The 13,500-nt window shown below is 33.1% G+C and carries 13 protein-coding genes; 9 read left to right on the plus strand and 4 right to left on the minus strand.

Annotation, left to right across the window (positions count from 1 at the left end; all coding sequences use genetic code 11):
• Positions 1–289 precede the first annotated feature (289 nt).
• Positions 290–763: a hypothetical protein gene (locus SCI76_RS27425; RefSeq protein ID WP_108674964.1), complete on the plus strand. Its 474-nt coding sequence runs from the start codon at positions 290–292 to the stop codon at positions 761–763.
• A gap of 280 nt (positions 764–1,043) precedes the next feature.
• Positions 1,044–1,874 (plus strand): STAS domain-containing protein, encoded by an 831-nt coding sequence (locus SCI76_RS27430; protein ID WP_108674963.1) that lies wholly within the window; start codon positions 1,044–1,046, stop codon positions 1,872–1,874.
• Between the two features lie 195 nt (positions 1,875–2,069).
• Here the strand turns inward: SCI76_RS27430 and SCI76_RS27435 are convergent, their stop codons facing one another.
• Positions 2,070–3,176 carry an endospore germination permease gene (locus tag SCI76_RS27435; RefSeq protein WP_155017628.1) on the minus strand — a complete coding sequence of 369 codons (1,107 nt, stop codon included), beginning with the start codon at positions 3,174–3,176 and terminating at the stop codon, positions 2,070–2,072.
• A 953-nt stretch (positions 3,177–4,129) separates the two neighbouring features.
• Here SCI76_RS27435 and SCI76_RS27440 point away from each other — a divergent pair.
• The 3 genes from SCI76_RS27440 (at position 4,130) to SCI76_RS27450 (ending at position 7,508) form a co-directional block, all read left to right on the plus strand.
• Positions 4,130–5,506, plus strand: a complete 1,377-nt coding sequence (locus SCI76_RS27440; protein ID WP_155017627.1) for an aspartate aminotransferase family protein — start codon at positions 4,130–4,132, stop codon at positions 5,504–5,506.
• 277 nt (positions 5,507–5,783) lie between these two features.
• Positions 5,784–6,635: a MurR/RpiR family transcriptional regulator gene (locus tag SCI76_RS27445; protein ID WP_155017626.1), complete on the plus strand. Its 852-nt coding sequence runs from the start codon at positions 5,784–5,786 to the stop codon at positions 6,633–6,635.
• Between the two features lie 249 nt (positions 6,636–6,884).
• A complete protein-coding gene (locus SCI76_RS27450) occupies positions 6,885–7,508 on the plus strand; it encodes a LysE family translocator (protein ID WP_155017625.1) in 624 nt (207 codons plus the stop codon).
• 310 nt (positions 7,509–7,818) lie between these two features.
• Here the strand turns inward: SCI76_RS27450 and SCI76_RS27455 are convergent, their stop codons facing one another.
• Entirely contained in the window at positions 7,819–8,685 is an 867-nt protein-coding gene (locus SCI76_RS27455) for an Rpn family recombination-promoting nuclease/putative transposase (protein ID WP_108674958.1), read from the minus strand.
• 418 nt (positions 8,686–9,103) lie between these two features.
• Here SCI76_RS27455 and SCI76_RS27460 point away from each other — a divergent pair, with 418 nt between their 5' ends.
• Positions 9,104–9,529, plus strand: coding sequence for a VOC family protein (locus SCI76_RS27460; protein ID WP_155017624.1), 426 nt, complete (start codon positions 9,104–9,106; stop codon positions 9,527–9,529).
• Positions 9,530–9,672: 143 nt separating this feature from the next.
• Here SCI76_RS27460 and SCI76_RS27465 read toward each other — a convergent pair whose 3' ends face one another.
• Together SCI76_RS27465 and SCI76_RS27470 are read right to left on the minus strand one after the other, a co-directional pair.
• Positions 9,673–10,050 carry a hypothetical protein gene (locus SCI76_RS27465; protein ID WP_155017623.1) on the minus strand — a complete coding sequence of 126 codons (378 nt, stop codon included), beginning with the start codon at positions 10,048–10,050 and terminating at the stop codon, positions 9,673–9,675.
• Positions 10,051–10,067: 17 nt separating this feature from the next.
• Positions 10,068–11,252 (minus strand): hypothetical protein, encoded by a 1,185-nt coding sequence (locus SCI76_RS27470; RefSeq protein WP_155017622.1) that lies wholly within the window; start codon positions 11,250–11,252, stop codon positions 10,068–10,070.
• Positions 11,253–11,881: 629 nt separating this feature from the next.
• Between SCI76_RS27470 and SCI76_RS27475 the strand changes: the two genes are divergently transcribed.
• The 3 genes from SCI76_RS27475 to SCI76_RS27485 all read left to right on the plus strand — a co-directional run bounded on the left by SCI76_RS27475 (position 11,882) and on the right by SCI76_RS27485 (position 13,026).
• Positions 11,882–12,094 (plus strand): alpha/beta-type small acid-soluble spore protein, encoded by a 213-nt coding sequence (locus tag SCI76_RS27475; protein ID WP_108674954.1) that lies wholly within the window; start codon positions 11,882–11,884, stop codon positions 12,092–12,094.
• 179 nt (positions 12,095–12,273) lie between these two features.
• Positions 12,274–12,546, plus strand: a complete 273-nt coding sequence (locus SCI76_RS27480; RefSeq protein WP_155017621.1) for an HU family DNA-binding protein — start codon at positions 12,274–12,276, stop codon at positions 12,544–12,546.
• Positions 12,547–12,579: 33 nt separating this feature from the next.
• The gene (locus SCI76_RS27485; protein WP_155017620.1) at positions 12,580–13,026 is read left to right on the plus strand and encodes an Rpn family recombination-promoting nuclease/putative transposase; all 447 of its coding nucleotides are present in this window, start codon (positions 12,580–12,582) and stop codon (positions 13,024–13,026) included.
• Positions 13,027–13,500 lie beyond the last annotated feature (474 nt).

A 13,500-nucleotide genomic window follows, 5' to 3' on the forward strand; every position in this document is an offset into this window, starting at 1 on the left:
CACTCTGTAAGTATTCTTAAAACACTCCCTTTTACTTTTGTAGCAAAGAGGATTTAGTTAGAGGATACCTTTTCTTTATTTGAATCAAATTATATTTTATGGAGAAATTATAAAAAATCATTATCACTAAAAAATTACCTCTTTTGAGGAGAGACTACGCTTTCTTTTTCATATGTCGTGCAATAGATTCTACAGTTGAATTGCAATATTTTTCATAATAAAAACCAGCCTAAAGAGAATTTATATTCAATAATATAATTATTTTAGGCTGAAAAGGACCCTAGAAGATATGATTGGACTTGTTATTGCTATTATCGTATTTAACTTATTTGCATTTACCACAAATAAAAAATTAACAGGGAATCAGATTTTTCATATTTGGACATTTACTATTGCTTTTCAACATATGTTTGATGTTTTTATCGATTTAAAATATCACGCCTACTGGTATTTTACAAAACAAGCTGATTGGAAAGGAATCCTTGTCCATACTGTACTGCTTCCACCTGTCAACATGATTTTTCTTAATTGGTACCCTTTTAAAAGACCTATTAAGAAAAAAATTTGCTACTTTATCTTTTGGTTAGTAGGTATTTTACTTTATGAACTCCTTACATTACTTCCTGAACCCTGGGGGTACTTTCATTATGGCTGGTGGAATTTAGGTTACTCAGCTATTATTGATCCTTTTCTCCTCTTAATTATGCTAGGGTGCTATAAGTGGATACGTAAGCTTGAAAATAACCTATTAGAATGTAAGTAATAGGAAAACGCCACTTTAATATAAAAAAGAAAAACTCCTGAATTGTCAAGAGCTTTTCTTTTTTTAGCTTTGAAATGTAGAGTATTCTATTTAGACTTACAAGGATTATGGAATCTATTCATGACAGATACTTCAAACGACAGGTAATTACTTCCTCAACTAGTTATAAGTCATTAAAAGGTAATAACGTGTGGTACAATGAAAAGCAAACCTTCTTCCCTTTAAAAGGTAGACGGCTTATTTATACCTTATATATTATAACTATGAGGAGAAGTGCCTTGTGAAATTACTAAATGTCCAACGATTACAAACGGTTAAAGATAAAATTATTCAACAAAAAGAGGAACTTGCAGATAGGAAGAAACAAGACCTTGCGGAGTTCCATGATATTCATACAGAACTAACACCTTTTCGCCTTGATCTATTAACGATTTACGCCCAATCAATTATTTCAGATAAAGAGACGGCTGCTATTCTCATTAAAAATTGGGCGGGGAAAATGGCCAATGTACTAGTAGAACGTGACCTTCCTTTAAACCTTGCTTTAGAAGAAATTAGTTACTACCGGGACATCATTGGAGATATGATACTAGAAGAATTGGATAAGCAAGAGGTTTCCATTAAAGAGTTTTACTCTATTATCTCCCACTTTAATTCAATTATTGATTGTGCTACACAGTATATTAGTAAGACTTATCTTAACGATTATAAGCAAAACATTAGATATGCTCAGTATGCCATTGATGAGCTCTCTGTACCGATTGTTCGTATGACTGAAACAGTTGGTATTCTGCCTTTAGTAGGTGATTTGGATACAAAACGAGCTCAAATCTTGATAGAAAACGCATTAACAAAAAGTAGTGAATACCATTTAGCTTGGCTCATTATGGATTTATCTGCTGTTCCTATTATTGATACCATGGTAGCAGATCAATTATTTAAAGTTATAGATGGTTTGGGACTTATAGGGGTAAAAGTTGTGCTTAGTGGTATACGTTCAGAAATTGCTCAAACGATGGTAGGCCTAGGAATTAAAGTTGACCATGTTAAAACTTTTGCAAGCTTACATCAAGCTGTAGCTTACACAAATGCTCTCAATACAATAGCTTAAATAATATGAGCATAGATTAAAGTAAGCTTAAAGTAATACAAATAATACAACAATGAGTAAATCTATAGATTCTGTAATATAAGAGAACTATAAGTTTTTTTACCCATAAATATAATGAAAAAGAGCTTTTACGATAAAGCTCTTTTTTTGTTCATAAAAAGACACTACAAGTATATAAGTAATACCTACCATAGCTTAATTGCGTAATTTACTCCTTATCCAACTTAATATCAACAAACACAAAGGAAACAAAACGCCATACGTAATTGAATACGATATCCACGTAGAAGATATAAAATTACCTAGGTATGTGTTATTAGAAATAAAAAGAATGGAACAAACAAATATGAGCATACCAAGTGGAAACGTTAGAATCTTATATTCTTGGACCTTTAATATTTCAGATAAGGCTTGAGTTAATACAAAAAAGCAAATGGCTACTTTAAAAAACAAACTGATAAACCAAATAATAGCTATAACAACCTCAATATGATTAAAAAAGCTAAGTTGCAAAGTCTGCCCTAACATATAGCTTGGATAAAGCTGCATTTTCAAAACAGCAAAACCCGAAACAGCTAATGCAAATATAGAGATAACAATTAATAAAAAGAGGCCTGCCGTAACCCCTTCTATATAAGCTTGGGTAGCCTTTTCTTTCTTTGTTACATAGGGAAAAAGAAAAAGAAGAATAACCGTTTCTAGCGTATAGGATATGATTGAAAAATTCCCTTTTATGATTAGGTAGGTCCCTTTCTCAAACAAGGGTTGGAGATTCTCAAATGTAGCGTTAGATACGTTTGAAAAGATAAGCAAGAGGTACAGGCCTATAAACCATGGAAAAAGGATTTGAGCAGAACGTACGATGGTTTCTAGTCCTAACCTAACCCCGATAATAACAACTAGTAGGAAAGCGATAATAACATACTCAATGGGTGTTTCCGTGATAATAATCGTCACCATAAAAGATCCCATCTCATAAATCATTAAGAGAAGGTCAACAAATATATAAAATAAAAAAGAACCCCCAAGTATTTTTCCTAACCATTTGCCACTAACCCTTTCTAAAAACTCCATAAGGCTATTTGTTTTAAGCTGATTTCCCAGTTTAGCATACAAAAAGGCCAGTAACATCCCTTCACATAAGCTGAGTAATCCAACAATCCACATACTGTGACCTGCTTCTTTTATAATAAGCGCTGGGACATACAAAACGGCATCCCCTACGATAAATAGAATCGTAATAATAAAAAACTGTTTTGAACTAATATGAATGGTATTCATTTGATATGTATCACTCTTCATATGTGTTTGCACCTTCTAAGAATCTTTAAGGTAAAAGTTTATTTGGATAATGAAAGACTGTGGTTAAGCCATTTAAAATATTAGGAACCTGTATGTGTAGTACATCTAAACTGGATAGAATCAAGGAGAAGCACAAGAAAAGCAAGAAAATTAAACGCTCCTTCTTTGAACTGCCTGCTTTAAAAAGATGTTTCTCTGAAATTACGCCTATAGTTCCAAGTAATAAAACAGAAAGAACCATAATTTTTTCCTACCTTTTCTTTATTACGTGATGTAAATACGTTTCCATTCATCAACAAACAATATATTACGTTTATTTTTTCCTATAAACACAGATTTATACTGTTTACTAAAGGTAGAGTAAAGTAAGTAGCTTTATCTAATACCTTCTATTTAGTAATGCTCTTCTTTGTAAATTGAAGAGCATAAAAAGAGAAAAAACATCTTTTCTCCAAGGTGTTTTTTAGAAAGAAATAAATAAACTATGAAAAATTCACTTAAGTACCTGCTTTTCCTAATCGGTGGAGTTATTTAGGTTATCCTCTTACTATTTTCTATCTAAGCTAATCTTGCCCATCTCTATAGATACATTTCTATGCGTATAGCAAAGCAAAAAAAACTTATATAAATGACTGCCTATATTATGAATTGGCTCGTTCTTTGAATGAAAGTACTTTGCTATGAGCAAACTATCCAAGACACCGTGAGGTATCACATAAGTAATTCTACTATACTCCGTTTACAAGAACAGAAAAACCAACCTCTAGAGCTCACAGGTTGGTTCTTCCTATGCATTTGTAGTTACCATAACAGATGTTATCGGTAAAAGGTCAGTTATTTAATTTCTTTTTCTATAAATAAAGAAATTCTCCCTATATTGAAATTATTATTTCGTGTTATAATTATATGTGAAATAATAATTTCAATTTTTGATGGTACAGGGGGATTTTTTTATGAAAATTCAAGAAGAAACATTACTTTCTGAAAAGACTAAAAAGTCTGCGAGTTTATTTAACAAAGCATGCGAGGTAATTCCAGGAGGAGTTACAGCAAACATTAAATACTTTAATCCTCATCCATTAATGATGGAGAAAGGGAAAGGAAGTAAGCTTTTGGATGTGGATGGAAACGAATATATTGATTATCTCCTATGTTATGGTGCTCTCATCTTAGGTCATGGACATCAGCAAGTATTTGAGGCTGTAACGAAGCAAATGATGGAGTCAGGTACAACTATTTTCGGTACACCACATAAAATGGAAACGACGATGGCAGAAAAATTGGTTGAATTGTATCCTGGTATTGAAATGGTTCGCTATACAAATTCTGGATTAGAAGCTACACTTTTAGCTATTCGTACAGCAGTTGCCTATACAGGTAAAGAAAAAATTGCGAAATTTGAAGGTCACTATCATGGAGGATATGATCAAGTTTTAGTCAGTGTGAATCCTGATATAGATCAAGCAGGGGAGGCAACAACCCCTAAAGCAGTAGGAGAATCAAGAGGACTGCCAGACTATTATCTTGAAAATACTGTGATTCTTCCATTTAATGATCTAGAAGCAACAGAAAAGATCTTAAAAGCTCATGCTCATGAATTGGCAGGTGTAATTTTAGAACCTATCCAAGGTGGATTTATTCCAGCTGATCAAGATTTTATGACGGGTCTCCGCAAGATTACAGAGGAACTTAATATTGTGTTGATTTTTGATGAAGTAAAGACAGGTTTTAGAATTTCCCTTGGTGGAGCACAAAAAGTCTATGGAGTTAAACCAGATATTACTGCTTTAGGAAAAGTACTTGGCGGAGGTTTTCCTGTGGGAGCTATTGGTGGTAAAAAAGAAATTATGATGATTAGTTCTGCCAGGGATGGGCGCGATATTTTAACAGCTGGAGCAGAGAATAAGAATAAACAAGATCCTCTATACCATAGTGGAACATACAATGGTCATCCAACTATACTTGCGGCAGGTTTAGCTACAATTAATGTATTGGAGCAGAAAGGTACAATGGACCAATTATTTGCAAATACTCGATTGTTAAGGGATCAATTAGAAGAAATATATAAATCCCACGGGTTGACTATGCAAACAGTTGGTATGGGTAGTATTTTTAATATTATTCTTGGTGAAGGTAATATCAAAAATTATCGCGATATGAATAAAGCAGATACAAAACTACGCGAAAAAATTGATTATGAGTTATTAAAACTAGGTGTTTATACAAAACCTCTTAATCGTTATTCTATGTCTGTTGTTCATACAAAAGAAGATATTCAGCGTACAGTAGCAGCACATGACCAAGCAATTCAGCGTGTAATCACTAAATAAAGTATCAATTTACTAAGAGCTATAACGACTATGCACATGCATAATTTGTTATAGCTCTTATTTTTATTACATGCTTCAATGTAATATGTGAATGTTTTCGGAAAAGAATAGACTAATTGTTATTGGTGATATTTTCAAAATCTTAAAGGTATAAACTAGAGGGGTATTCTAAAACTGATCAATTTTTTGAAGGGCATTTTAGTTTATAATGATGGATATATAATTGAAAATAATTTTTTATTACACATAACTTGATTAGAATGAAGGAGATTATTAAATGAAGAATGTTTATAAACATATTGCAGAACAGATGCCTACTATGAGTAAATCAAATTTGAGGATAGCTAAATACATTTTAGAAAATCCTAATACAGTTCCTTTTTTAACGGGGGATAAGTTAGCCAAGATTACAGGGGTTAGTCCTGCGACTGTTGTACGTTTTGCTACTTTTTTAGGATGTTCCGGTTATCCAGAACTTCAACAATATATGCAAAGTTCTGCCCAACGACAGTTGACAACAACTGAGAGGTTAAAAATATCCAAAGAAGTATATAAAGATCAGGATCAAAGCGTATACGATATCTTTTTAGACGATATTTCAAACATTAGATCCACTTTAGATGGACTAGATATTGAGGTTTTTAAAAATGCGGTAGAGAGCCTACTTAAAGCTAAAAGGGTATATATTGTGGCAAATAGAAGTGCTACAGCTTTAGGTGTATTTTTACAGTACTATTTGCAATTTCTTTTAGAACAAGTCGAGCTTATTCATTCAATTGAGAATGTATCAGAACGTATATATGATTTAAATGAAGATGATGTAGTAATTGGAATCAGTTTTGCAAGATATACGGAAAGTACAATAAAAGTTTTTTCGTATGCAAAAGAAAAAGAAGCAACAACTGTTGCAATAACAGATAATCTATTATCGCCTCTAATACCTTATGCAGATATCCCATTAACAGCATCTAGTCAAATGCCGACTTTTATTGATTCATTCGTAGCTCCACTTAGTCTCATAAATGCACTAATTATATCTGTAGGAAAAGAAAAAGAAGAAAATTTCCAAGATAAACTAGAGTCCCTTGAACAACTATGGGATAAATTTAATATTTTTCATAAAATTTAATTGAGCACTCACAGGAAAAACTATTGATCGCTGATAAGTCAGTAGTTTTTTTCTGTTTTTAAGCTATATACGATATACACCTTTAGTTAACATAATATTTTTTTGAATTCATAAAAAAGAATCCATTAGTTTTAAAAAAACAAAGAAGAAGTATTATAGGATTTATCTTCAATTAATAAAATGATTAACCTATAATACAATGTAAGAATTGTAGATACAGAACTATTTTAATCGAGGGGCGATAATAAGATGGAAAACTTTTATTTGTTCGTGATTACATGCATATTTCTAATTATTTTACCTGGTCCAGATACTGCTATCATGACAAAAAACACTCTTACTGGTGGCAAACAGGGAGGGTTTAAGACAATGCTTGGGATTTGTTGTGCGCTATCTATTCACACACTAACTGCTATTGCAGGACTTTCGGCAATTATTGCGAAATCAGCTCTGTTATTTTCTATCTTTAAATATATTGGTGCGGTGTACTTAATTTATTTAGGTATCAAGTCATTATGGACATTAAGAAATCAAGAAACAACTGAAACGGTTGTCGAAAGTAAGTATAAGAATAAGTCTTCTTTTAAACAAGGTTTCCTTACCAATCTACTAAATCCAAAAATAGCTGTTTTTTTCTTAACCTTTCTACCACAGTTTGTGAATCCTGAAAGACATACTTTTATGCCATTTCTTATACTTGGGATAACTTATATTGTATTAACTGTCGTGTGGTATTTATTTTATATCTATTTACTTAACCAGATTAGTGCGTTTATGAAGAAGCCTAAGACACAAAAGGTTATTGAGGGAATAACAGGTACTATATTAATAGGATTTGGTATAAAACTCGCTCTGGAAAAAGCTCGTACATAAATAGTTCTAATTTCAACTATTAGTAGAGGATATAAAGTGTGTGCTCTACACACCTCTAATTAACATAATATGATTTATTAGGAGGTCAACTTTTTTCTTCCTATTTACAAAAAGAGGTTCCCTTATATTTTAGAGGAGCACCTTAGTTCTAGAAACCATTCATAATTAATTATAGATTATAAGTTTCACTTTAAAAAATAGCTGTTTTATTCGTTTTCCTATTGTGCATAATAACTCCAAAAAAAATTAAATAATTGTAAAATAAAAAAGCTTTACGAAATCTTTCGCAAAGCTTTTGTCATCCTCTATGTTATCGGATTACTCTTTTTATTTCTTCTATATTTAACCCAGTAAACTTTGCAATGTCGTCTAAAGGCATACCATTCTCATGCATGCTGCGAATCAATCGAATTTTCCCTTCTTCTAATCCTTCTTCACGGGCATGTGCTAATTTAGCTTGCTCATCAAGTAATAGTTTTTCACGCGCTTCGTATGCGCTTCGGAAAGAAGAATCGTGACTCATATTTTCCCATTTATCCATCGCTTTTTGTAAAATTGGATCTTGATTCATCGCAATCTCCTCCAACGTTTGAGTTAAATGTTCATCTTCATGAGCTGGTAACAATAATATCCAACGAACGAATGCATTTTCCCACGGGTTAACCTTTTCTTGCCTCCATTGTTTCACAAGCTTTGGAATTTCCACAAAATGAATTTCAATATCATCACTTAAAACACGTTGCTTTGTTGTGTCCCACAGCTGCCCTGTCGTTTGAAATTCTTCATCTGAAGAGAATAAAATAAAATCCAACAAATTAATGGTGATGGTTTTTCGTAAGGCGCGGTAAGGCATCCCCTCTTGCATTTGGGACGTATATAATTTACTCCAATAATATAAAGAGCGTTTAACCATATCATGCGTATTACGAAGTTGGATTTCTATATTCACTTGTGTTCCGTTGTTCAATGTAGCTAATAAATCTAGAATAGATAACTTGTCATCTTCGTAAGCCTTGTGAAGATGTGGGTCTTCCAATTGAAGAGATGTAATAGGTGCTTCTAGAGACTTTTCTAAAACAGCGTTTAAAAAGCCTGCTAAGATATCCTCGCTGCCTTTTGTACCAAATAATTGTTTAAAAGCAAAATCAATTCGTAAATTTACTAATTTTGTGGACATGAATTTCTCTTCCTATCTTTCTTATTTCTTACTCTTATTTTATAAGATAGAAGGATGTGTTTGCAAATGTTGAAAAGAAAACTAACCTGTTTTCATGATTATCACACTAAAAGTTATTTTGGATTGATATAATCTCAAAGGTTGCTATGGTATTCATGATAAACAAGGTACAGCGTTAACCCTGGCTTACCCATGAACGTTAATAGAAAGCAACGTTCATGGTCGCTTTTTATTAAACCCTTTATTACATATCTTTCTAAAACAATTTTTTCTTCTCAAACTAACCGTGCAGGATAACATAATAAATTTGTTGTATAAATACGTAGTAAGTGTTATGACCAAATCGAACTTACGTTCTTCAACTTGATTAGCTATAATTTATTGAAATCTAAATAAAATTTTAAAAGAGGTGTTTTTCATGGTTTTAGGAATTTATCCTTATTTAATTATGAACGGTAATGGGCAAGAAGCTGTCAAATTTTACGAGAAGGCACTGGATGCAAAAGTTATTGGTGTTCAAACTTTCGGAGAAATGCCCAGCAATCCAGAATTCCCCACTCCTATAGAAGCAGTAGATCGTGTAATGAATGCACATTTAAAAGTTGGTAATACGGATTTAATGCTTTCTGATACATTCCCAGGTCAACCATACCAAATTGGATCACAAGTGACGGTAGCTATTACTATAGACAGCGTAGAAAAATCAAAAGAAGTATTCCAAAAACTACAAGAAGGTGGGCAAATAGAAATGCCACTTCAAGAAACTTTTTGGAGTCCATCATATGGCCAATTAACAGACAAATTCGGTATTACTTGGCAAATTTCAACACAAATTGATAGATAAAAATTTAATTGTTCAACTAGATCAAATATTTTATTGGACTAAAGGGTACATTAATTCAATAAAGTATATCTAAATACAGTCAATTTTACTTTATAGAAAAACCACTAGAATTGGGGTGCAGTTCAATTCTAGTGGTTTCCTGTTTAAAAATCGTTATATTCTTCTAAGTCGTCATCGTCTAATGAGCCAGATATATTTGCTAAATCTGCAATCTTTCCTTCTTTGAGTTGGGGAACCTCTGAAGGCTCTTCTTCTTTGAAGGAATCGTTTCCTACAAAACCTGTTGTTTTTGCTAATGTTTTTAAATCAGCTAATTCACTCTTAATATGTTCAAGCATTTCGTAGGTTTTTGTGTCTTCCATTGCTTTGCTTTCAGTAGATGAATCTTCTAGATCACGAAGAATTAAAGATGAAATATAATCCCCTAACTTACGCGATTTAGCATATGTAGCTAGTTGATTATAAACTTCATCACTCAATCGATTTGTCTTAATCGTAAACGCATTTTGACGCTCTGACATTCCTATCACCTACGTTGTTAGGATTTAACGGCTTTCTTCTCTGCTGCTTGCTTCTTTTGAACGTAACCAATACTACGAATCTCTAAGCCAAATAAATTTAAATGGCGGCTATCTTGTGGAACCTTATGATACTTCTCTGTACGTTCTTCTCCAATTTTTTCACGCATACTATTCATGATAGGGACTTCTAAAGTAGGAGCTACCCCACCGCAGTATACATACTTACGCAGTTTATTTGCTGGTGGTGGTGCGACATCATTTAATTTAGCCAATAAGATTTCCACATAGTCTCGTAGTGAAGATTTGATTATGCTTGTTAAATCAATAGATTCACCTGTATTCTCGTTTTTCAATACAAACTTTTGCTTGCTGTAGTTATCAAGAATAAATTGATCAAAGGCACGTAAGTCTGTAAATAATTCTAAGAACTTCTCTTTGCGCAATTTATCAATATGGGCTAAATACGGAATGCCTTCAATGCTCTGGAACGATTCACGGCTATTCGCAGCTTTCAGCCCTTCCGGTAGAATAACGACATCAATAGATCCGCCACCAATGTCTACCATCACTGTTTCACATTCTGCATACTCATTTGCATCTTCACGATTTTCAAGGGTTAAGTCTTTTTTTAACGCAAAACGTGCGCTTTCTCCCTCTTTCAAGCACGCACTTTCTTCTACTACTACCTTTAACGTATTTTCAAAACCAGGCGTGTGCACGGTAAACGTATGGTCGCCTAAGAAGCGATTAGCCATAGCTTTTTGAGCCGCCCCAAATGTGCTCTCTTTCTTAAGGAGCCAGATTGGTAACATCGTAGAAAAATAGTCAATTTCAATTGTGTTGTCCTTTTTATCTTTCGCATGTAAAGCATGGTAGTACGCAATTGCAGCTAAAAAGGTGATGTATGGAATATGACTTGTAATTTTATTATGTAATTTATTAATGTGATTGTTAGCAAGCAATTGACTTGCGGCAATGTCACCTACTAAGAAATAACGCTCTTTCTCTTCACCCTTAATGGTTGTAGAAAGTAAAATACGCTTCTTAAATTCTTCTGGAGCCGTAACAGCATCTGTAAAAAAAGAATCTGCAGCTTCTTTTTGAAGTTCAACTACATTCGTTGGGAAATCAAATAGATACCCATCCATAATGTTCATATCAACAGAGTTCCCGCAATCTTTATTAAAACGTGAAATTTTCATTCTTAAACACCTCATTTTTTAAGTTGAACTTATATTCAACTTATTGTACTTGATGTAGGATAAATATTCAATATGTGGGAGCAACTTAATTATCTACAAAACCTTACATCTATCAACAATATTTAGATTTAATACCTTATGTACCTTATTTTATAGCTTCAACTTAAAAAGAGCCCGCATCAAAAAATGATGCAGGCTCTCCTCTCTTACAACAAAATAATTATCATGTTCATTTGCCCTTGTGAGGCCCTTTCGTTACGTATATCGATTCATAACGAGAGTACCGTTCGTTAAATCACAATACCTACTTTTCAATTCGGGTAATACATTTGTTGAAGTCGCCGTTACGTCTTTCAAAACCGAACCAGTCCCTTCATCAAGTTAAGTATTTAACCTTTTACAGTAGCCTATAAAATTCTTACATTGACTCTGTACTATTTGTTTACCACCTATATATACTCTAAAACATCTTTTTTACTTTCTATTTTACAGCCTCTTTTAGTTCTTTCCCTCTTTTTATTACAAATTGGTCAACTTCACGACTTTTTAAAAATAATTTCTTACCTTATGAATAAATCATTCTTTTTTTACACATCTTAACGATACAAACTGTAAAGGAGTTGTATAAAATGGCAAACAATAAAAATAACAACACAAATGAACTATTGGTATATGGTGCTCAACAAGCAATCGACCAAATGAAATATGAAATCGCTAGTGAATTTGGAGTAAACCTTGGTCCTGATACAACTGCACGTGCAAACGGATCAGTAGGTGGCGAGATTACAAAACGTCTTGTACAAATGGCGGAACAACAACTTGGTGGTAGTAACATCCGATAATGTAATCGTTCTAGCTAAACGTGTATGTAAGGAAGAAATGGGTTTCCATTTCTTCTTTTTTTATTGTTATGTATTTGCCTATACTTCCATCTAAAAAGAACATACGTTTGACCTTTTCTCAAAATATATGATATATTCTTAATCGACATACCCTATAAAAAGAGATGAGGTAGTTACATATGAAAAAAGCTGAATTCATTGAGGCAGTTGCTTCAAAGTCAGAGTTAACAAAACAAGATGCAAAAAAAGCTGTAGACGCGTTATTTGAAACGATTTCTACAACGCTTGCAAAAGGCGAAAAAGTTCAACTAGTAGGACTGGGAACATTCGAAGTACGTGAACGTTCACAGCGTACAGGACGTAATCCTCAAACTGGAGAAGAAATGACAATCGCAGCAACAAAGGTTCCAGGTTTCAAAGCAGGAAAAGAGTTTAAAGAAGCTGTTAAATAAAGAGCATTTATATAAAGCCTCCAGAAATCCATTCTGGAGGCTTTACATGATGTCTATCTTGATCTCATTAAATGGCGTAACAGAGAGGTAGATCCACGGGAAGATCAACTTGTGCGATGGTTATTATTACTTGAAGCATCCGAAGATGAAGAAATCACTCAGGTATTGGAGGAGATTGCGATGCAAGAAGATCAAGTATTAAAGAAAGCGATGGAAGAGTGGGAACGTGTTAGCCAAGATCCAGAAGTGCTACTAGCATATGAAGCACGAAGAAAAGCATTATTAGATGAAAAGTCAGCTTTAAAACGAGCTGAGAAACTTGGAGAAGAAAAAGGAAAACAAATAGGTGAAGAAATAGGCGAAAAGAAAGGTATCCTAAAGGTGGCCTTAAGTATGATTCAAAAGGGTTTAGATACCCAAACAATCGCTGAATTTACACACCTTACACCAGAAGAAATTGATAAATTACGTCACCAATAATCATAATTAAAAAAGGGACTGCCTAACAAATTAATTTGTTAGGCAGTCCCTTTTTTAACTTCCTTATTATCAGTACATCTAATTTAAAGTTTTTTGTAATTGAGTTAGCTTATCTTTATTATGCAGCGTACTAAATGTTATTGCGTACTATAGTAGGAAAATATAAGTCTTATATTTTTTATTAAATTGAAGACCTTTTCTTATATATCCCCTTTTAAGTTGCACTAGCATTTTTCTTTTTTTTCACAGGTAATCCGTACTTGTTGGAGTTTTCTTTTATTTTTTTTGCGATTTCTTGTGCTTCTTCTTTCGTCATTTTCATACAAAAGACTCCTCTCATGTTCTACTATTATAAGTTTTTTCCACTATCTCAAAAAAATATACATGCTCCTCCCTCCCCTGCCATATACATGTTTTAGGTATGTACAAAAAGTCATTGTCCTAGAGATAATTTTAGATTTTAGGAGTGATTAT

The organism is Priestia sp. HNGD-A6 (assembly GCF_045784335.1).
Taxonomy (GTDB): Bacteria; Bacillota; Bacilli; order Bacillales; family Bacillaceae_H; genus Priestia; species Priestia zanthoxyli.